At 65.0% G+C, this 20491-nt stretch carries 18 protein-coding genes and 1 tRNA gene; 1 reads left to right on the forward strand and 18 read right to left on the reverse strand.

Features of this window, described 5'->3' with window-relative positions:
• Nucleotides 1-76 precede the first annotated feature (76 nt).
• The 15 genes from DNX69_RS26275 to DNX69_RS26280 all read right to left on the reverse strand — a co-directional run bounded on the left by DNX69_RS26275 (nucleotide 77) and on the right by DNX69_RS26280 (nucleotide 16195).
• Complete coding sequence (locus tag DNX69_RS26275; RefSeq protein WP_165825200.1) at nucleotides 77-229, reverse strand: hypothetical protein; 153 nt, start codon at nucleotides 227-229, stop codon at nucleotides 77-79.
• Between the two features lie 48 nt (nucleotides 230-277).
• Nucleotides 278-583 (reverse strand): hypothetical protein, encoded by a 306-nt coding sequence (locus DNX69_RS06675; protein WP_110785244.1) that lies wholly within the window; start codon nucleotides 581-583, stop codon nucleotides 278-280.
• Nucleotides 584-776: 193 nt separating this feature from the next.
• A complete protein-coding gene (locus DNX69_RS06680; protein WP_110785245.1) occupies nucleotides 777-3980 on the reverse strand; it encodes an efflux RND transporter permease subunit in 3204 nt (1067 codons plus the stop codon).
• Nucleotides 3981-4010: 30 nt separating this feature from the next.
• Nucleotides 4011-5006 carry a divalent metal ion exporter adaptor subunit IhpB gene (gene ihpB / locus DNX69_RS06685; protein ID WP_110785246.1) on the reverse strand — a complete coding sequence of 332 codons (996 nt, stop codon included), beginning with the start codon at nucleotides 5004-5006 and terminating at the stop codon, nucleotides 4011-4013.
• Entirely contained in the window at nucleotides 5003-6274 is a 1272-nt protein-coding gene (ihpA, locus tag DNX69_RS06690) for a divalent metal ion exporter subunit IhpA (protein WP_110785247.1), read from the reverse strand. The genes ihpB and ihpA overlap by 4 nt, the downstream gene beginning before the upstream one ends.
• Before the next feature lie 54 nt (nucleotides 6275-6328).
• Nucleotides 6329-6688 carry a hypothetical protein gene (locus DNX69_RS06695; RefSeq protein ID WP_110785248.1) on the reverse strand — a complete coding sequence of 120 codons (360 nt, stop codon included), beginning with the start codon at nucleotides 6686-6688 and terminating at the stop codon, nucleotides 6329-6331.
• A 120-nt stretch (nucleotides 6689-6808) separates the two neighbouring features.
• Nucleotides 6809-7294 (reverse strand): GNAT family N-acetyltransferase, encoded by a 486-nt coding sequence (locus tag DNX69_RS06700; protein WP_425327296.1) that lies wholly within the window; start codon nucleotides 7292-7294, stop codon nucleotides 6809-6811.
• An 85-nt stretch (nucleotides 7295-7379) separates the two neighbouring features.
• Nucleotides 7380-9737 carry an Orn/Lys/Arg decarboxylase N-terminal domain-containing protein gene (locus tag DNX69_RS06705; protein ID WP_110785249.1) on the reverse strand — a complete coding sequence of 786 codons (2358 nt, stop codon included), beginning with the start codon at nucleotides 9735-9737 and terminating at the stop codon, nucleotides 7380-7382.
• Nucleotides 9738-10115: 378 nt separating this feature from the next.
• A tRNA-Lys gene (locus DNX69_RS06710) sits at nucleotides 10116-10191 on the reverse strand.
• Nucleotides 10192-10505: 314 nt separating this feature from the next.
• Complete coding sequence (locus tag DNX69_RS06715) at nucleotides 10506-11111, reverse strand: Spy/CpxP family protein refolding chaperone (RefSeq protein ID WP_110785423.1); 606 nt, start codon at nucleotides 11109-11111, stop codon at nucleotides 10506-10508.
• A 130-nt stretch (nucleotides 11112-11241) separates the two neighbouring features.
• The gene (locus DNX69_RS06720; RefSeq protein ID WP_110785250.1) at nucleotides 11242-12534 is read right to left on the reverse strand and encodes a TRAP transporter large permease; all 1293 of its coding nucleotides are present in this window, start codon (nucleotides 12532-12534) and stop codon (nucleotides 11242-11244) included.
• Entirely contained in the window at nucleotides 12531-13088 is a 558-nt protein-coding gene (locus DNX69_RS06725; RefSeq protein ID WP_110785251.1) for a TRAP transporter small permease, read from the reverse strand. Before DNX69_RS06725 ends, DNX69_RS06720 begins: the two co-directional genes overlap by 4 nt.
• A gap of 63 nt (nucleotides 13089-13151) precedes the next feature.
• Nucleotides 13152-14150 (reverse strand): TRAP transporter substrate-binding protein, encoded by a 999-nt coding sequence (locus DNX69_RS06730; protein WP_110785252.1) that lies wholly within the window; start codon nucleotides 14148-14150, stop codon nucleotides 13152-13154.
• A gap of 224 nt (nucleotides 14151-14374) precedes the next feature.
• Nucleotides 14375-15949 carry a 2-isopropylmalate synthase gene (locus DNX69_RS06735; protein WP_110785253.1) on the reverse strand — a complete coding sequence of 525 codons (1575 nt, stop codon included), beginning with the start codon at nucleotides 15947-15949 and terminating at the stop codon, nucleotides 14375-14377.
• 96 nt (nucleotides 15950-16045) lie between these two features.
• Nucleotides 16046-16195: a hypothetical protein gene (locus DNX69_RS26280; RefSeq protein WP_165825201.1), complete on the reverse strand. Its 150-nt coding sequence runs from the start codon at nucleotides 16193-16195 to the stop codon at nucleotides 16046-16048.
• Nucleotides 16196-16464: 269 nt separating this feature from the next.
• Here DNX69_RS26280 and bioB point away from each other — a divergent pair, with 269 nt between their 5' ends.
• Nucleotides 16465-17475, forward strand: a complete 1011-nt coding sequence (gene bioB, locus DNX69_RS06740; RefSeq protein WP_110785424.1) for a biotin synthase BioB — start codon at nucleotides 16465-16467, stop codon at nucleotides 17473-17475.
• Between the two features lie 233 nt (nucleotides 17476-17708).
• Here the strand turns inward: bioB and DNX69_RS06745 are convergent, their stop codons facing one another.
• Genes DNX69_RS06745 through DNX69_RS06755 form a run of 3 tightly spaced genes read right to left on the reverse strand, consistent with a single transcriptional unit; the run spans nucleotide 17709 to nucleotide 20314 of the window.
• On the reverse strand, nucleotides 17709-18425 hold the full coding sequence (locus DNX69_RS06745) for an NUDIX hydrolase (protein WP_110785254.1): 717 nt from the start codon (nucleotides 18423-18425) through the stop codon (nucleotides 17709-17711).
• Nucleotides 18426-18435: 10 nt separating this feature from the next.
• Complete coding sequence (locus tag DNX69_RS06750; RefSeq protein ID WP_110785255.1) at nucleotides 18436-19461, reverse strand: ABC transporter substrate-binding protein; 1026 nt, start codon at nucleotides 19459-19461, stop codon at nucleotides 18436-18438.
• 58 nt (nucleotides 19462-19519) lie between these two features.
• On the reverse strand, nucleotides 19520-20314 hold the full coding sequence (locus tag DNX69_RS06755) for an ABC transporter permease (protein ID WP_110785256.1): 795 nt from the start codon (nucleotides 20312-20314) through the stop codon (nucleotides 19520-19522).
• Nucleotides 20315-20491: the final 177 nt, after the last annotated feature.

Here is a 20491-nt window from a genome sequence, read left to right on the forward strand (position 1 = left end):
CCTCCAGCCAGCATGTTGAATCAGAACAATTCCGATTTGGGAATCCAAAATCGATTCAGCCTGAAATCATCCTGCTCTAGATCGCCATTTGATCCGCAATTTCTGTTTGCGCCGCGACGACGAGGCCGGGCCTTGGCGCTGCGATCGGCGTCGACCTGACGCAGCAGCTCGTCAGGTCGATCGACGTCTTGAGCTGATCGCCGTACTGCTTCGTAGAGACGTCCGTCATCTGCACTCCTCGGTCGCCAGTCTCGCCGTTCCGGCAGCCACCTGCGCCTCAGCTCCCCGCGACGTGTCGCGCACCCACGCTCTTCATCGCGGTTTCGATCTTGCCGGCATCTGCCTCGCTGCAGCCGACCGAGACTTCGATCAGGTCGTTCAGCTCCGGGTCGCCGTGCTTCTCCACCCCGGGATGGCCGCTCTCGGCGTCGGCGCCGGCGACCCGCGTTCCGGCGCTGTTGGCGGCTCCGCGCGGCGCGACCGAGACCGACGATCTGTCGATACCAATCTCCTGGACCAGGCGTTCCACAGCCAGCTCCGCCTCACGCCGTGTCGAGAATTGGCCGGTGATCGTACTCTGCATCGTCGTCTCCCTGGTTGTCGCTTGTCCGCAACCCGGCTGAGACGAACCGGTTCCTCATCGCATCCGACAATGCCGCCGCACTCTCACTCCTTCTCCGATGTACGATTGGCGGCGTGGTGGTCCACCCGCCCCGTCTCGTCGCCGCCGCTTTCCTCGCGCGGCGCAATCGGTTTCTGCCGGGCGGAGATCGATGTCACATCCCGGCCGCTCGGCTGCTCTCGCCACGATCGCCATCGACCGTTTCGCGCCGGAACAAGATGTAGAGCGCCGGCAGCACCAGCAGCGTGAGGATGGTCGACGACACGATCCCGCCGATCACCACGGTGGCGAGCGGGCGTTGCACCTCGGCGCCGGCACCGGTCGCGAGCGCCATCGGCACGAAGCCGAGGGAAGCGACCAGGGCGGTCATCAGCACCGGCCGCAGCCGCGTCAGCGCGCCCTCGCGCACCGCCTCGACAATCTTGCGTCCTTCGCCGCGGAGCCGCTCGATGAAGGTGATAATCACGAGGCCATTGAGCACCGCGACGCCGGACAGTGCGATGAAGCCGATGCCGGCGCTGATCGACAGCGGGATGTCGCGTAGCAGCAGCGCGAAGATGCCACCGGTCAGGGCCAACGGCACGCCGCTGAACACCAGCAGCGCGTCGGCCGCCGAGCCGAGGCTGATGAACAGCAGCAGGACGATCAGCAGCAGCGCGATCGGCACCACGATCGTCAGACGCTGCGTCGCGGAGACGAGCTGTTCGAACTGCCCGCCCCAACCGATCCAGTAGCCCGCCGGCAATTTGACCTTGTCGGCCACCAATTGCTGCGCTTCGCCGACGAACGAGCCGAGGTCGCGGCCGCGCACATTGGCCGAAACCACGATGCGGCGCTTGCCGTCTTCGCGGCTGATCTGGTTCGGCCCCGGCGCCACCACGATCTCGGCGAGTTCGGACAGCGGCGCGTAGCGTATCTGCTGCAGAGGCGAGGTTCCGAACGCAGCCGGCGTCGGTTTCGCCTGGCCCTCGGCCGGCGGCAGCGGGATCGGCAGCGCCTTGATCGCCTCGATATCGGTGCGGATCTGATCCGGCAGCCGGACCACGAGATCGAACCGTCGGTCGCCCTCGAACACTAGGCCGGCCGACTTGCCGCCGACCGCGATCTCCACCAGGTTCTGCACCTCCGCAACGCTGATGCCGAACCTCGCCAGCGCCTTGCGGTCGAGCTTCACCGTGAGCACCGGCAGCCCGGCCACCTGCTCGGTCTTCACGTCGGCGGCGCCCTTGATGGTCTGCAGCACCGCCTGCACCTGCCCGGCGAGCTGCGTCAGCACGTCGAGATCGTCGCCGAAAATCTTGACGCCGACATCGCTGCGAACGCCCGAGATCAGTTCGTTGAAACGCAACTGGATCGGCTGCGACAGCTCGTACAGGCTGCCCGCCACCTGTTCGGCGGCCGCCTCGATCTGCTGCACCACTTCGGCCTTGGGCTTGTTCGGGTCCGGCCACTGATCGCGCGGCTTCAGCATCACATAGCCGTCGGAGATCGACGGCGGCATTGGGTCGGTCGCAACCTCCGCGGTGCCGGTGCGGGCGAACACGTCCTTCACTTCCGGGATCTTCAGAATCCGCTTCTCCAGCGCGATCTGCATGTCGAGCGACTGCGTCAGGCTGGTCCCGGGAATGCGCATCGCCTGGATCGCGACATCGCCCTCATCGAGGCTCGGGATGAACTCGCCGCCCATCCGCGTCGCCGCGATGCCGCTCACCACCACAAGCACGATCGCCCCCCCGACGACGGCCCAGCGGAGCCGGATCGCGAGATCGAGCAGCGGCAGATACGCCCGGTGCGCCAGCCGCATGAACCAGTTCTCTTTCTCCGACACTTTGCCGGTGACCAGCAGCGCCACCGCGGCCGGCACAAAGGTCATCGACAGCAGGCTGGCGCCGAGCAGCGCCATCAGCACGGTCAGGGCCATCGGCGTGAACATCTTGCCTTCGACGCCGGTCAGCGTCAGCAACGGCAAATACACCACCGCGATGATCAGCGTGCCGAACAGGCTCGGTTTGATCACCTCGCGGGAGCCGGCGATGATGGTGTCGAACCGCTCCTGCCGGGTCAGCAGCCGCCCCAGCCGGTGCTGCTCCTGCGCCAGCAACCGCAGGCAGTTCTCGACGATGATCACCGCGCCGTCGATGATGATGCCGAAGTCGATTGCGCCCAGACTCATCAGATTGGCGCTGACCTTGTTCTCGAACATCCCGGTGACGGTGAACAGCATCGACAGCGGGATCACCAGCGCGGTGACGAACGCCGCTTTGAAATTGCCGAGGATCAGGAACAGGATCGCGATCACCAGCAACGCGCCCTCGACGAGGTTCTTCTCCACCGTCGCGATGGTGGCATCGATCAGATGGGTGCGGTCGTACACAGCACGCAGCGACATGCCTTCAGGCAGTGATTTCTCAATCTGCTCGAGCTTGGCGGCGACCCGCTGCGCCACGGCGCGGCCGTTGTCGCCGATCAGCAGCATCGCGGTGCCGAGCACGACCTCCTGCCCGTTCAGCGTCGCGGCGCCGGTGCGCAGATCGGTGCCTTCCTTCACCTCGGCGACGTCCATGATCCGCACCGGCACGCCGCTGCGCGAGCCGATCACGATCTGCCGGATCTCGTCGACGTCGCCGACCTGGCCCGGCGTGCGAACCAGATACTGCTCGCCGTTTTTCTCGATATAGCCGGCGCCGACATTGGCGTTATTGGCGGCGAGCGACGTCATCACGTCGCGAAAGCCGAGGCGATACGCCATCAGCTTCGCCGGATCCGGCAGGACGTGGAACTGCTTGGCAAAGCCGCCGATGCTGTTGACCTCGTTGACGCCGGGGACGTTGCGCAGTTGCGGCTTGATGATCCAGTCCTGCGCGGTGCGCAGATCGCTCGGCGTGAACGGCTTGCCGTCGGCGCGCGTCGCGCCCTGCTTCGCCTCGACCGTGTACATGTAGATTTCGCCGAGTCCGGTCGAGACCGGCCCCATCGCGGTGTCGATTCCGGTCGGCAGCACGTCCTTGGCGCGCTGAATGCGCTCGTTGACGAGCTGCCGGGCGAAGTAGATGTCGGTGCCGTCCTTGAACACCACCGTGACCTGGCTGAGGCCGTAGCGCGACAGCGACCGGGTGTTGACGAGGTTGGGCAGCCCGCCCATCGCGGTCTCGATCGGGAACGTGATCCGCTGCTCGACCTCGAGCGGCGAATAGCCCGGCGCGTTGGTGTTGATCTGGACCTGGACGTTGGTGATGTCCGGCACCGCGTCGATCGGCAGCCGGGTGAAATTCCAGGCGCCGAACGCGGCCATCATCAGCACGCCGATCATCACCAGCCAGCGCTGGCGGACGGAGAAGGCGAGCACCTTGTCGATCATGCGCAGCCTCCGGCGATCAGCAGGATCACATCAATGTTCATGCGACGCCGACCCTTTGCCGAGCTCCGCCTTGACGACGAAACTATTGGCCGCCGCATAGCGCTCGCCGGCCTGCAGGCCGGAGACGATTTCGACGTTCTCGGCGTCCCTTGCGCCGAGCTCGACATCGCGCACCTCGAAGTCGTCACCGCTGCGGACGAACACCACGCTGCGGTTCTCCACGCTCTGGATCGCCGAGGCGCGGATCGCCAGCGCGACCTGCTTGGCCGACAGGATCAGCCGCGCCGACACGAACAGGCCCGACCGCAGACGCAAGCCGTCGTTGGACACCACGGCGCGGGCGAGCGCGCTCTGGGTGTCGCTGCTGCCGACCGGCGAGATGTAGGACAGGCGTGCTTCGATCGGCTCACCGCCATCGGCGACGTCGATCAGCACCTTGTCGCCGATCCGCACCCGCGGCAGGTCGCGGCGATACACCGAGAAGTCGACCCACACGGTGGAGACGTCGGCGACGGTGAAGGCCGGCTTCTGTTCGGAAGCGTATTCGCCGAGCGAGATCTGACGGTCGATCACAGTGCCGGAGATCGGCGCGCGCATCTCGTAGACACTGAGACTCTGATTGCTCTCGATCTTGGCGAGCAGCTCGCCCTTTTCGACCGTGTCGCCGATCCGCGTCTTGATCTCGCGGACCACGCCGGGAAACCGCGGCGTGACCTGCACCAGCGTCTCCTGGTTTGGCTGCAAGATGCCGTTGAGGACGAGGGAATCGTGCAGCGTCTCGGCCTGAGCGGTTCGGATCTCGATGCCCGACGCCGCCACCTTGGCGTCGCTCATCTCGACCTTGCCTTCGCCATCATGGCCGTCGTCGTCATGCCCTTTCTCGCCTTCGGCGTGGGCGTGCCCAACGGTCTTGCTTGAAACCTGCTGCGCCGGCTCGCGCGATCCGATCGGCGCGTAAGCGGCCACCGCAGCGCCGAGCACGAACATCGCGGCGGCGCCGCAGATCATCATCAACGGCTTCATCATCGCGCGCCTCCCCGCGCCAATGCGAACGGATTGCCGACCAGCCCCTCGATGGTGGCGACAGCGACGTGGAAATTCTGCTGAGCCTCCTGCTCGCGCAGGCGCGCCTGCGCGACGCTGGCTTGCGTATCGAGAACTTCGAGCAGCGAGTAGCGGCCCTGGCCGTAGCCTTCGGAGATCGCGGCGGCGGCATCCCTGGCTTTCGGGATCGCGGCGTCGCGCAGGATCGCGAGTTCGCGCAGCGAGCCTTGCAGCGAGTCGTAGGCGCGCCCCGCGATCACGATCAGCACGTTGCGGTTGGCCTGGCGCTCCGCCGCGATCTTGGCCAGGTTCTCCCGCGCCGACAGGATGTTGCCCTGGTTCTGATCGAACAGCGGGATCGGCACCGAGACGGAGAGCCGCACGGCGCTGTCGCCGGTCTCGTTGTAGCGGCGCAGCCCGGCCGACACCGTGACGTCCGGATATGGCTTCAGCCGCGCCAGCAGCAGCTCGGCATTGCGCTGGGCATACACCGCCTTCCAGCGCACCAATTGCGGGTTGGCGTCGATCGCCGCGATCACCGAACGGAACGACGGCGGCTTGCCAATCGCCTCGAGCCGGCCGGACACCGACGAAAATCGCGGCGAGGTGTCACCCATCAGGATCGCCAGCTCGCGGCGCGCGGTATGCAGCGCCGATTTGGTGCGCTCGCGATCCGCCTTCACCAGCGCCGACGCAACCTCGGCACGACCGGTTTCGGCGACCGACGATGCGCCCGCCTCGACCCGGCGCTGCAGCAGCGGCGTGATCGAGTCGATCGCGGCGATCTGCTCGTCGAGAATTTGAATCCGGCGCTGCAGACCGAGCACGGTGACGAAGGCGATCGCGGTCTCCGACAGCACTTCGAGCCGCACCGCCTGGCGTTCGATCGAGGCTGCATCGAGCCCGGCCTGACCGGCGGCGATGCGAGCGTCGCGCTTGCCCCACAGCTCGAACATCTGGCTGATCTGCAGCGTCGATTCCGCCGAACGGGTGCCGCGATAGGCGCCGGAGCCGAATGAATTGTCCTGCTCGTAGGAGAGCTGGGGATTGATCAGCGCGCCCGACTGGATGCGCTGGCCCCGCGCGATGCCGACGTCGCGTTCGGCGGCGGTGAGCCGCGGACTGGCGTTGAGCGCGCGCTGCAGCGCGCTTCCCATGGTCAGCGTTTGCGCGCGCGCATCTCCCGCCAGCACGCAGCCGGCGAGTACAGCAGCCGCGCACGCGAGCCGCGTGGCGAACGGAAACAACATGGCAAAGACCTGACGAACGACGGATTCAGGGCGCGCTGCGCCCGGCGGTCATGTTCAGATCAGGGCTTTTGGTGGCGGGGGGTCGATGACGCGCAGGATGCTGCGGCGTTCGGCATCTTGATGCCGCAGCGGCGCGCTGGCGCGCTGGGCCGTGGTCGCCACAACGCTCGGGTTCGGCAGCGACACCGAGAAGCAGCCGTGGCAATGGTGCTCGCCCACGATCGCCTGGTCGGAATGATTGCCGCCGGAGGACGCCAGAGTCACGATCGCCGTGGCGGACCCGGAGGTTACATCGAGGTCGTGCACCCCGTGCAAAGCGCCCGCGAGCAGATACACCGCCAGCACGAACGCAGCGACGACTCTGCGCGAGATGCGCAGCAGGCGATGCTGAAAGATGCGGGCGGATGGCGTCACGATGGCTCTCACGGGTCGAGACCTGCGGATAACACGCGTTTTGCATCGCTGTCGATCCGCAATAACGTAACACGTGGCGTCGGATCGATCTGTCGCAGCCGTGGAACCCGCCGCTGGCGATCAGACCACCGGAGGCGTGGTCGACCCCGCGCCCAGCGACCTCTGCACCATCACCGTGTCGGCCCAGCGGCCGTAGCGATAGGCGACGCCGGGCAGCCGTCCGACCGTGGCGAAGCCGAAACTATGGTGAAGGCCGAGCGAGGCGATGTTGTCGCCGTCGATATAGCCGATCATCTGGCGGAAACCCGCGGCGGCGCAGGCATCGATCAGCTCGTGCATCAACAATCGGCCGATGCCGCAGCCGAGGTGATCCGGATGCACATAGATCGAATGCTTGACCGTGTAGCGATAGGCCGGCCGTTTGCGAAACAGCACGACATAGGCGTAGCCGGCCACCGCCTCGCCGCGGATTGCCACCAGATGCGGGAAGCGGCGGTTGCGCAGGTTCTTGCGGCGTTCCTTGAGATCGTCCGGCTGCGGCATGCCGTTGTCGTCGATCCCTTCATCGAGCCCGCGACGGATGTAGTAGCGATAGATGTCGAGCATCGCCTCGACGTCGCCGTCGTGCGACGAACGGATCAGGATCGGCAAAGCGCTATCCACGGCGACTCCGAAGAACGCGGCGTGCGGATTATTCCGCGACCACATAGGTGTAGAGACGAACCCGGCCGGCTTCGTCGAATTCGCGATAGACGCCCTGGATCTCGACGTCGAATCCGGGAAATTCGTTGAAGCTGCGTTCGAACATCTGCAAGTAATCGAGCATCGGCTTCGCGCGTTCGCTTAAGCGCTCGCCGGGCACGATGGTCGCGATCCCCGGCGGATAGACCACGAACGGGGTGGTGGCGACCCGGCCTGCGATCTGGCTGATCGGCAGATAGTCGACGTCGTTGCGCACAAGGCACCGCGCCGCATCGTGCGGCGACATCGCGATCTCGGGCAGATGCTCGGGCAGGAACTGCCTGGCCTGCAGCGCGCTGACATCGGCATCGCGGAAGAACCGGTGCATCTGGCCGCACAAATCGCGCAGCCGCACGCCAGCATAGCGCAACGGCCGCCGCCGGCAGAATTCCGGGATCACCTCTTCGAGCGGCGCATTGTCGTCGTGCAGTTTCTTGAACGCGACGAGACCGCTGATCAGCGTGCCGGCCTTGCTCGCCTCGACGCCCGGTGTCAGCAGAAACAGCAGCGAATTGAGATCGTTCTTTTCCGGCACGATGCGGTTCTCGCGCAGATATTGCGCCACCACCGGGGCCGGAATGCCGTGCTCAGCATAGCGGCCAGTGGCGCGATCAAAGCCGGGCGTCAGCAGCGTCAGCTTGTTCGGATCGGTCATGGCGAAGCCTGGCGCCATGTCGGCAAAGCCGTGCCAGTCGGCCTCCGGTGCGATCTGCCAGAACGCCGGATGGGTCGCGAGCTGATCGGTGCTCACAGCCTCCCAGGCGACGTCGTGCACCGCGCCTTCGCGCGCGGCGTCCGCAATCGTCACCCGATCGGGTACGAACGGATCGAAGAACCAGCGCCGGTCCGGCCGCGCCTCCTTCTCCTCGAACTCGCGCCGCACCGCGCGGATCTTCTTGCGCAGCTCGATGCCGAGCCGGATCGTGTCGTCCCACAGCACTTCGCCGGAGCGGCCCTTCATCATCTGTGCGCCGACGTCGAGCGAGGCGAACAGCGGATAGAACGGCGAGGTCGAGGCGTGCTGCATGAAGCTTTCGTTGAAGCGCCGATGCTCGACCCGCCGCTTCTGGCCGCGGATGTGGCGATCCTTGATGTGGATCTGCGAGGCCTGCGAAAAACTGGCAAGTTGCTTGTGGGTCGACTGTGTCGCGATGATTCCCGGCGCATCCTCGCCGAGATCGGCCAGCCCCATGGCGAAGCGGCCGGCATAAAGCGGGTGAAACTTCATGAAGCCGGCCCAAGCTTCGTCGAATAGGATGTAGTCGCACAGATGTCCGATGCGGCGCAGGATCATCTCGGCGCTGTGGATGGTGCCGTCATATGTGCACTGCTCGACCACCGCGACCCGGAACGGACGCGGCTTGCGCCACGCTTCCGGGTCCTTGACCAGCGGATGGCTGCGGATGCGTTCGCGTAGCGCGTCTTCGTCCAGCGCGCCCCATGCCATCGGTCCGATCAATCCCCATGCATTGCGCACGGTGGGGATGTAGACCGGAATGCCGCCGGCGATCATCAGCGCGCCGTGATGCGCCGCCTTGTGGTTGTTGCGATCGAACAGCACGAGATCGCCGTCGGTCACGAGCGCGCCGAGCGCGACCTTGTTGGAGGTGGAGGTGCCATTGAGCACGAAATAGGTCTTCTCGGCGCCGAAGATCTGCGCGGCTTCCTTCTGCGCGCGCAGCGCCGGCCCCTCGTGGGTCAACAGATCGCCGAGGTCGAGCACCGAATTGTCGAGGTCGTCGCGGAACACCGCCTCGCCGAGATGCTCGATGAACACCCGGCCGATCGGGCTGCGGCTGTAGAACATGCCGCCGTTGTGGCCGGGGCAGGTCCAGAGCTGGTTGCCCTCCTCCGCATAGTCGACCAGCGCGCCGAAGAACGGCGTCTTCAGCGTGTCGGCATATTGCTTCAGCCGGCTGATCAGGTTGCGGGCAATGAAGGTCGGCGTCTCCTCGGACAGGAACACGTAACCGTCGATGAAATCCAGCACCTCGACCGGCACTTCCTCGAACCGCTTTCGGCGGATCAGCAGCACGATCGGGAAATCGAGGCCCCGCCGCCGCATCAGATTGATCAGTGCGGCGGTCTTGCCTTCCAGCCCCTTCTTGCCCCAGTCGACGACCATGCAGCCGATCGCCGCATCGGTCTGCACCGCGATCTCGGCGTCCTCGAGCTTGCGCGCCTTGACGATCTCGAAGCCGGACCGCTCGATCTCGGCCACGATCTGATTGAACCGAAGCCCCTCGAGATCATCCGCGTCGAAGGTGGGAGCCGAGAACAGGAAGGTGAAACGCCTGAAGTAGTCCATGAGGGTACCCACGTGAATTGTCGACACTCTCTCGCCGCGTTGTGTGACAGTGTGGTGACGCGAACTACTCCCGCGCCCGGATGGCGCGACAGCCAAACGACGAAGGTGGAACTTAGGATCCCGCCCACGGACTTCATCTGCAAGTTCGGAGTTTCGAGATGCGGTCGCACGTCTTCCCTGCTAACGGACCGGCCCCAAGGTCGGCAGGATGGACGAGCATATCGCGCCAGCTTGGACAGCCGCGAACAAATCCGTGCAACGCGTCGAGTCGTGAGTGCTGATCGCCGAGAGGATTGTGGAGCCGAGACGCGCCTTCGCGTCTTCGGTAACCACCGAAGCCGGCCCTTCGACACAAACTTACGAATTCGAGGGTGGCTTTGGTGGGCGCACTAGGGCTCGAACCTAGGACCCGCTGATTAAGAGTCAGCTGCTCTACCAACTGAGCTATGCGCCCGCAGCCGTTGCGGCTGGGTCCCTTGTGGGGACGGCGTCGTTTAGCAAAGCCCATCCGGGATGTCCAGCAATGCAGGCGACTTTTTTCGGTTCTGTGACGAGAATATTCGGCCGCCGAAAAACGCTGCCATTTCAGCGGGTTTGATGCGGCCTCGGAATGCCCGGGGGCGCACGGAGGTCCGCCGCTCTTCGCCGCCGACGACTCACGCCGCAAGACGCCCCTCTGAAGCTATCCGCTCGTGCTGCGCCGAGGGCGCATGGCAACTCAGTGACCGAATGCGCCGGCGGGCGCCAGGGCCCGCCGGACAGTTCTGGTTAGAGCCGGCTCGGCCCGTCGCCGTCGTCCATCGGGCCGCCCCGGTCCATCATCGGGCCGCGGCCGCGATCACCGCGATCCCAGCGCGGGCCGCGATCGTCGTCGCGGTCGCCGTCACGATGCATGAAACGGTGGTGATGGTGGCGCCAGCCGAAGCCGCCCTCCATTCGCGTCAGCACCCGCAGCCGGCGCTTCTGGCCGTCGTCGAGCGACTTGTAGAGCGGGTCGGCGGCATCGGCGATCTTCTTCATCGCAGCCGCGGTCGCGGCCATCGAATCGGCGCGGTCGCGCAGCCGCGCCACCGGATCGCCGTCGCGCGGATCGCGGTCGTCGTCGCGGGCGTTCATCCGCGCCTGGGCGCGGTCGATCCGCAGCTTGACCATTTCCTTCACCGCGGCCTCGACCGGCGGCCACAGCTTCTCCTGATCCGGGGTGAGCTGCAGTCCGGCCTTGACGGCCGCGATCTTGGCGTCGGCGAACGCACTGCGATCCTGAGCGCTGAACGCGTGCCGGCCATGATCGAACCAGCCGCGATGCTCGGCGTAAGCCGCCGTCGAACCCGCGAACACCAGCGCGGCGACGCCGGCGAGCAAAACCTTCTTCATGGCAACCTCCTTTGAAAAGGTGGCCATGAAGATGGGTCCGCGCCGCGGCGCGATCAACTTAAGGTTTGGAAAGGAAGCGTTTCGTTCACGAGTTGAAACAAAGCGCTTCCCTGCCGAAACAAACCCGCCGCTATTTGATCGCGCTGCCGAACAGCAGATCGGGCAGGAAGGTGGAGATGATCGGCACGTAAGTGATCAGGATCAGGAAGCTCAGCAGCACCATCAGCCACGGCAGCGCCGCCTTCACCACCTGCATCAACGGCATGCCGGTGATACCGGACGCCACGAACAGGTTGAGCCCGACCGGCGGCGTCACCAGCCCGATCTCCATGTTCACGACATAGACGATGCCGAGATGGATCGGATCGATCCCGAGCTGCATCGCGGTCGGAAACAGGATCGGCGCGGTGATCAGCACGATCGCCGTCGGATCCATGAAGTTGCCCGCGACAAGCAGGATGATGTTGACGATCAGCAGGAAGTGCCAGGGCGACAATTGCGCATCGGTGATCAGCCGGGCGATGTCCTGCGGGATCTGCGCGGTGGTCAGCACGTGGCCGAACAGGAACGCGTTGCAGATGATGAACATCAGCATCACCGACACGCGGCCGGAGTCCAGCAGCACCTGCGGCACGTCGGTGATCTTCAGATCGCGATAGATGAACACCGCGGCGACGAAGGCGTAGACCGCGGCGACCGCAGCGGCTTCGGTCGGCGTGAACACGCCGCCGTAGATGCCGCCCATCACGATGAAGATCAGCAGCAGGCCCCACAGCGCCTCGCGGAACAGCGTCAGCCGCTCGCGCCACGGCACCTTCGGCTGCCGCGGCAGCTTCTTGATCCGCGCCGCAACGTAGATCGCGACCATCAGGCCGAGGCCGAGCAGCAAGCCCGGCACGACGCCGGCGATGAACAGCCGTCCGACCGAGGATTCCGTCGCCGCCGCGTACACCACCATCACGATCGACGGCGGAATCAGGATGCCGAGCGTGCCGGCGTTGACGATCACGCCGGTGGCGAACGCCTGGGTGTAGCCGACCCGCACCATGCCGGCGATCACGATCGAACCGATCGCCACCACGGTGGCCGGCGACGAGCCCGACACCGCCGCGAACAGCATACAGGCGAGCACCGATGCGATCGCCAGACCGCCGGGCAGATGCCCGACCGCGGCGATCGCGAAATTGATCATCCGCTTGGCGACGCCGCCGGTGGTGAGGAAGTTGCCAGCTAGGATGAAGAACGGGATCGCCAGCAGCGTGAACTGCTCGGTGGTCTGGAAGAACTTCAGCGACAGCGATGCCAGGCTGTCGTTCTGGAACAGCAGGATGGTGAGGATCGAGGCCAGGCCGAGCGAAATCGCGATCGGCATGCCGATCAGCAGAAAACCGAACAGCGAGGCGAACAGGAAGATGGTGTTCATCGCTGCACCGTCGTGGCGTCGAGTTCGGGATGATGTTGGACGTGGTGGACCGCTTCTCGCGCCTCGTCGGCAAGCTCGTAGCCGCTGGAGCGACCGGTGATGATGCGCCAGCCCATCTCGACCAGCCGGACGGCGAGCGCAAGGAAGCCGAGCGGCAGGCAGAGCGACAGGATCCAGCGCTTGATCGGAATGTCTTCCGCCTCGACGTCGATGATCATCAGCCGGTGGATGTAATCGTAGGAGCCGTAGATCATCAACCCGGCGTAGAGCAGCGCCAGCGCCACCACCAGCAGACCGACGGCGCGCCGGCCGTTGCGCGGCAGCAGATTGACGACCGCATCGACGCCGATATGCGCGCGCACCCGCACGCAATAGGCGATGCCGATCATGACGAGCCAGGCGAACAGATAGAAATTCGCCTCGAGAGCCCAGATGAAGCCGGAGTTGAAGCCGTAGCGCAGGACGACCTGAACGAAGGTCAATACCGTCATCACGCCGAGGATCAGAGCGATCAACCCCTCCTCGACGCGGTGGAACATCTTCCGCAGCGACACGGCCCCCCCCCTATGTCAGTCGGAACAACGTCGGCCGCGGATCACCGCGGCCGACGTGTACGATCAGTTGCTTTTCGACGTGTTGGACGCGACGGCGGCTTCGATCAGGTCCTTGCCGATCGCGCCTTCGAACTTGGCCCAGACCGGCTTCATCGCCTCGACCCACTTGGCGCGCTGCTCGGGGGTCAGCTGATGAATCTTGCTGGTACCCGCGGCCTGGATCTTCTGCTTGGCCTCTTCGTTCAACTTGTTGGCGATATCGTTGTTGACCTTGGTGGCCTCGTCCATCGCCTTCTTCAGCTCGCCCTGGATGTCCTTGGGCAGGGCGTTCCACCACTTGGCGTTGACCACGACCATGTAGTCGATCACGCCGTGATTGGATTCAGTGATGTCCTTCTGCACCTCGTAGAACTTCTGGGAGAAGATGTTGGACCAGGTGTTTTCCTGGCCGTCGACGGTGCCGACCTGCAGTGCCTGATACACTTCCGAGAAGGCAAGCTTCTGCGGCACGGCGCCGAGCTGCTGGAACTGCGCGGCGAGGATGTCGGAGGCCTGGATGCGGAACTTGAGGCCCTTGGCGTCTTCCGGCAGCAGCAGCGGCTTGTTGGCCGAGATCTGCTTCATGCCGTTGTGCCAGTAGGCGAGACCGAGGAAGTTCTTGGCTTCCATCGACTTCAACAGGTCCTGACCCGCCTTGCCTTCCTGGAAGCGATCGACGGCGTCGATGTCGTTGAACAGGAACGGCAGGTCGAACAGCTGGATCTTCTTGGTGAACTTGTCGAACTTCGACAGCGACGGCGCGATGAACTGCACGTCGCCGAGCGCGACCGCTTCCATCTCCTTGGCGTCGCCGAACAGCTGCGAGTTCGGATAGACTTCGACCTTGACCTTGCCGTTCGTGTACTTCTCGGCCAGCTCCTTGAACTTGAGCGCGGCCTGGCCCTTCGGGGTGTGCTCGGCCACCACGTGGCTGAACTTGATGACCATCGGCGACTGCGCGGCGGCAGGGCTTACCAGCCCGAGCACGGCGATCGATGCCAGTGCGAAAATCGATTTACGCATGTTTTCTCCCGATTCCTTTTGAGGAACGCACCCGCGTCCCTGCCCCGTCCGATTATCAGCCGCACCAATACAGAGAAGCACTACGAAAGGCTATTGCCCCTTCGCAGGGGCGCCGTCAACAACTGCCGCAGTGCGAAAAAAGGGCGATGCACAGCGGCATCGCCCTTTCGAGTCCTTCCAGAAGTTGTAGCTGTCAGCCGCGGTTGTGCGACTTATTCACGCAATCAGCCGGCCACCGCCACGGTCGGCGCGTCCTCCCGGACGCTACGCTGGCGCTTGGCGACGATCTTGTTGAGCGCACCCAGATACGCTTTCGCCGACGCCACCAAGGTGTCGGGATCGGCCGCGCGCGCGGTCATCGAACGGCCTTCATGGCTGAGCCGGACCGACACTTCCGCCTGCGCGTCGGTGCCCTCGGTGACGGCATGCACCTGATACAGTTCCAGCTTGGCATCGTGCGGCACCAGGGCCTTGATGCAGTTGAACACCGCATCCACCGGGCCGTTGCCTTCGGCTTCCTCGATCCGAACCTGGCCGTCGACGTCCAGCTTCATGGTGGCGCGCTGCGGCCCATGGGTACCGGCGATCACCGTCAACGACATCAGCTTGATCTGGTCCTGGCCGTGCAGCAGCTGCTCGTCGACCAAGGCCTCGATGTCCTCGTCGTAGACGTCCTTCTTGCGGTCGGCCAAAGCCTTGAACCGCACAAATACGTCCTCGATCTGGTTCCGCGACAGCTTGTAGCCCAGCTCGTCCAGCTTGTGGATCAAGCCGGCGCGGCCGGAGTGCTTGCCCATCACCAGCGAGGTGCCCTTCACGCCCACCGTCTCGGGGGTCATGATCTCGTAGGTCTGGGCATTCTTGATCATGCCGTCCTGGTGGATGCCGCTCTCATGCGCGAACGCGTTCCGGCCGACGATCGCCTTGTTGTACTGCACCGGGAACGAGGTCGCAGCCGACACCGTCTTCGAGGCGTGGGTCAGCATCGTGGATTCGATCCGGTTCCAGTACGGCAATTTGTCCTGCCGCACCCGCATCGCCATCACCACCTCTTCCAAGGCGGCGTTACCGGCGCGCTCGCCGATGCCGTTGATGGTGCATTCGATCTGGCGTGCGCCGCCGGCGACGCCGGCCATCGAATTGGCGACCGCCATGCCGAGGTCGTTATGGCAGTGGACCGAGAACCGCGCCTTGTCCGAATTCGGCACCGTCTCGCGCACCTTGCGGAACATCTCGCGATACTCTTCCGGCACTGCGTAGCCGACGGTGTCCGGCAGGTTGATGGTGGTGGCGCCGGCCCTGATCGCAGCCTCGATGCAGCGGCACAGGAAGTCGAATTCGGTGCGGGTGGCATCTTCGGCCGACCACTCGACGTCGTCCGTATGATTGCGGGCGCGGGTGACCGACGAGATCACCATCTCGTACACCTGCGCGGCTTCCATCTGCAGCTTGTACTTCATGTGCACCGGCGAGGTGGACAGGAAGGTGTGGATGCGGCCGCGCTCGGCCGGCTTGATCGCCTCGGCGCAGCGGTCGATGTCCTTGTGGGCCGCCCGCGACAAGCCGCAGATCACCGAGTTCTTCGAGCGCTTGGCGATCTCGTGCACCGCCTCGAAGTCACCGTCGGAGGCGAACGGGTAGCCGGCCTCGATCACGTCGACGCCCATGTCGTCGAGCATCCGGGCGACGTTCAGCTTCTCCTCGAACGTCATGGTGGCGCCCGGGCACTGCTCGCCGTCGCGCAACGTGGTGTCGAAAATGATGACGCGGTCCTGTTCGGACTGGGTGGTGGTGGTCATGAAAGATGTCCTTTGGTCGGGGCGCCGCGCGGGCGCATGAGGGGCTGGCTGTCGTGCGATCCCCTGAGTGCCCAGGCAAAACTGCCCAGACGGCCCTCAGGGGCGGCTAAGAAGCAGCAGCCCGCCAAGCGCGAGGGTCTCGAGCGCTTCGAAAGCGGCGGCGGCCGGAATCAGCACGGCCGGAATCGCGGACGCGGCGATGGTCGCCGTTCCTTCCATCCCGATGCTGCCGCTGCCAATCGTCATTCCCGACACCTTCAGGGTCCTATCGTCGGCGACAACCGCTAAAAGAGCGTTAGGTTGACGCAAGAGTCCGACGGACCGAACGGTTAATCTTGTAGACGACCTCGCCACCGTTTCGCAACGCCAAATCGTGGGCAAAATTCGCGATAAAGCGTCAGAAATACTGACCTAAACCATGGTCGGGTTGGCGATCCATCGCCATGGGTTTCTTCATCCGCAGAAACCGCTTATGGCTGTACGCCAGCCGCACGATCCCGACCGGAGTACCGACGTTGAACTCGATCGCCCATTCCACGCTCGCCGCCGCCAGCCCCACCATCCGCCACGACTGGACCCGCGAGGAAGCCGCGGCGATCTATCATGCCCCGTTCGCCGATCTGATGTTCCGGGCGCAGACCATCCACCGCCAGAGCTTCGATCCGAACGCGGTCCAGTGCAATCAGCTGCTCAACGTCAAGACCGGCGGCTGCGCCGAGGATTGCGGCTATTGCAGCCAGTCGGCGCATCACGACACCGCCCTGCCCGCTTCCAAGCTGATGGATCCGAAGAAGGTGATCGAAGGCGCCAAAGCGGCGCGCGACGCCGGCGCGACCCGCTACTGCATGGGCGCGGCCTGGCGCTCGCCGAAGGAGCGCGACATGGCTCCGATCATCGAGATGGTGAAGGGCGTCAAGGCGCTCGGCATGGAAGCCTGCATGACGCTCGGCATGCTGAGCGACGACCAGGCCAAGCAGCTCGCCGACGCCGGGCTCGATTACTACAACCACAACGTCGACACCTCCGAGGAGTTCTATTCCTCCGTGGTGAAGACCCGCAGCTATTCCGACCGTCTCGATACGCTGGAGAAGGTCCACGACGCCGGCATCAAGGTGTGCTGCGGCGGCATCCTCGGCCTTGGCGAGAAGCCGACCGATCGCGTCGAGATGCTGCGCACGCTCGCCAACCTGCCGCAGCATCCTGAGAGCGTGCCGATCAACATGCTGATCCCGATCGAAGGCACCCCGATCGCCAAGACCGCGACGCCGGTCGATCCGTTCGAATTTGTCCGCACCATCGCGCTGGCGCGCATCATGATGCCGAAGTCCGACGTGCGCCTCGCCGCCGGCCGCACCGCGATGAGCGACGAGATGCAGGCGCTGTGCTTCCTCGCCGGCGCCAACTCGATCTTCATCGGCGACACCCTGCTGACCACCCCGAACCCGGGCGACAGCAAGGACCGCGCGCTGTTCAATCGCCTCGGCATCACCCCCCGCGACGACCTCGGCGTCCACGCACACGGGTAAGAGACGACGACGCTCCTACAAATGCCGTCATGGCCGGCTTGTCCCGGTCATGACGGCGTTAAGTGTTACTTCGCTTCCACGACACAAGCCCTCTCCCCGTCATTGCGAGGAGCACCCGGATCGGCGCTATGCGCCGTCCGAGTACAGGCTCCGCGACGAAGCAATCCAGACCAGTGCACGGAGCTGGATTGCTTCGCTTCGCTCGCAATGACGGAGCAAAGAGGCGCCGCGCCTTAATCCTCCCCGCGCAGCAGCATCGTCAGGTAGGTTGTGACGAAGCGCGGCATGGTGGGCAGAAAGTCGTCTTTCGACCGCACCAGGTGAACGCGGCTGAATTCCGGCTCCTCCTCCCGCGCCAGATGCGCCTCGATCCGCGCTTTGAGCGCGTCGCTGGGCAAATAGACGTCGAGGATCCGCAGCATCGCCACCAGCGGGCCGGCCTCGACGCAGTGCCAATGATCGGCTGCGCGATAATCGGACCGCACCAGCCCGGTCTCCTCCTTGACCTCGCGCGTCACGCTGGCGGCGATGTCGAGGCGGTGATTGCGGACGTCGGACAGATCGGGCGTCCCCCCGGCGAAATACACCTTGCCGGCGTTGGCGGTATGCGCGCCCATCTCGCCGAGCACAATCGCGCCGTCAGCGGCCCGGATCACCCCCATGCCGAAGCCGTTGAACACCGACGGGTCCGGAAAGTCCCAATCGCGCCAGGACAGGAAGCTGGCGTAGTCGACCTCGAAATACTCGGCGCTGAAGCTGCCGCTGTCGAACCGCGGCTGGCGACCGAGCAACACCCGGCCGTTCCACAGTTTCGGCTGCGTCGCCTGACGCTCGGCAAAATGCGCATCGATGTCGACGCGGCGCTTGTCGGCGAACGGCCAGGCAAAGCCGCTGACCCAAAGATCGAGATTGTTCACCCGATGGATCGTAACGGGCCCCGGATCGGTCACGCACGCACCTTCACTTCGAACCAGTGGAGCCCTTCGCCGCCTGCTCGGCGAAGGCGTTGGTGTAAGTCCTGGTGACGTCGATATTCGCCTTCGCCACATCGGGCGAGCTGGTGCTGAACACTGCCAGTACGGCGTCCGCGCCTTTCGGATCCATCAGGCCGGTGGTCGAATACATCGGGATCGTGTTCTTCAGCGCCGCGACGTACTGCGCCTTGTCCTTGCCGACGATGTTCGGCGGCATCTTGTCGGCGATCTCCTCGGCCGAATGCGCGTGGATCCATTGCAAGGTGGCGACAATCGCATTGGTCAGGCTCTGCGCTTCCTTCGGATGCGCCTTGATCCAGGCCACCGTCGAATACAGCGCACCGCCCGGATAGTCGCCGCCGAACACTTCGCGGGTGTCGTGCTCGGTGCGGGTATCGCTGAGGATGCGCAGGTCGGCGTGTGCGGCCTGCAGGATCGTCACCGCCGGATCGAGCATCACGGCGGCGTCGATCTGGCCCTGCTGCATCGCCGCGACCGCGGTGGCGCCGAGCCCGACGCCGATCACCGCAACGTTGTTCGGGTCGATGCCGTTCTTCTTCAGCAGGTACTTCAGGAAAAAGTCGGTCGACGAGCCCGGCGCGCTGACGCCGACCTTCTTGCCGGCGAGGTCCTTGACCGATTTGATCTCCGCAGTGTGGTTCGGCGACACCACCAGCACCAGACCGGGATAGCGGTCGTAGACCACGAAGGACTGCATCTCCTGCTTCTTGGCGGCGAGATTGACGGTGTGGTCGAAATAGCCGGAGACGACGTCGGCGCTGCCGCCGAGCACGGCTTTCAGCGCATCCGATCCACCCTTGAGATCGACCAGCTCGACGCTGAGCCCGGCCTTGTCGTATTCGCCGAGCTGCTTGGCGAGCACGGTCGGCAGATAGCACAGGCAGGCGCCGCCCCCGATCGCGATCGTCACCTTAGTCTGCGCCTGCGCGACGCCCACGGTGAGCAGGATCGCAGCGAGCGCCGCAACGACGTGTCGAAAGCCGACCTTCATGGTGTTGGTTCCCCCCAGACGAAACGGCAAGAACCATATGCCAAAGCCGCGCCCCGCTCTAGTCCGCCTGCGGCCCGCCGCTCGGCTGCGGCCGCCAGACCAGGAGGCGCCGCTCCACCAGGCTGACCGCCAGGTCGATCAGGATGACGAACACCGACAGCACGAACATTCCGGCGAACACGCCGGCGACGTCGAAGGTGCCCTCGGCCTGCTGGATCAGATAGCCGAGCCCGGCGGCGGCGCCGAGATATTCCCCGACGACCGCGCCGACCACCGCAAACCCGATCGCGGTGTGCAGCGAGGAAAACATCCAGGACAGCGCCGATGGCCAGAACACATGGCGCATCATCTGCCGCTCGCTCATGCCGAGCATCCGGGCGTTGTCGACCAGCGTCGCGCTGGTTTCCTTGACGCCCTGATAGACGTTGAAGAACACCACGAAGAACACCAGCGTCACGCCGAGCGCGACCTTCGACCAGATGCCGAGCCCCAGCCACAGCGTGAAGATTGGCGCCAGCACCACGCGCGGCAGCGCATTGACCATCTTCACATAGGGATCGAACACCGCCGCCACCCGCGGCTGCCGCGCGAACCAGAACCCAACCAGCACGCCGGCGACCGAGCCGATCACGAAGGCGAGCAGCGATTCCCACAGCGTGATCAGCAGGTGCTTCCAGATCATGCCGGAGGCGAACCAAGCGAACACCTGCTTGGCCACATCCACCGGCGTCGAAAAGAAGAACGGCGGCAGCCACAATTTGCCGGCGATCGGCACCGTGGTCAGCACCTGCCACACCGTCAGCGCGACGATCGCGACGAGGAGCTGCAGCGATAACAGCTTCAGACGCGACATGGGGAAGCTCCCGCGTGCTTATCTCCTCGCCGCCCAGCAACGAGGCGCCTCCGCTCCCCTCCCCCTTGCGGGGAGGGGTCGGGGGTGGGGGTCCGCGGCGGAAGCCTATCCTTGGAGCTTCGCAGAGCCGAGGCGCCATCCTCGCGGCGGGGGCCCCCCCCCCCCCCCCCCCCCCCC

The organism is Rhodopseudomonas palustris, from assembly GCF_003226555.1.
In the GTDB taxonomy this organism is placed as follows: Bacteria; Pseudomonadota; Alphaproteobacteria; order Rhizobiales; family Xanthobacteraceae; genus Rhodopseudomonas; species Rhodopseudomonas palustris_I.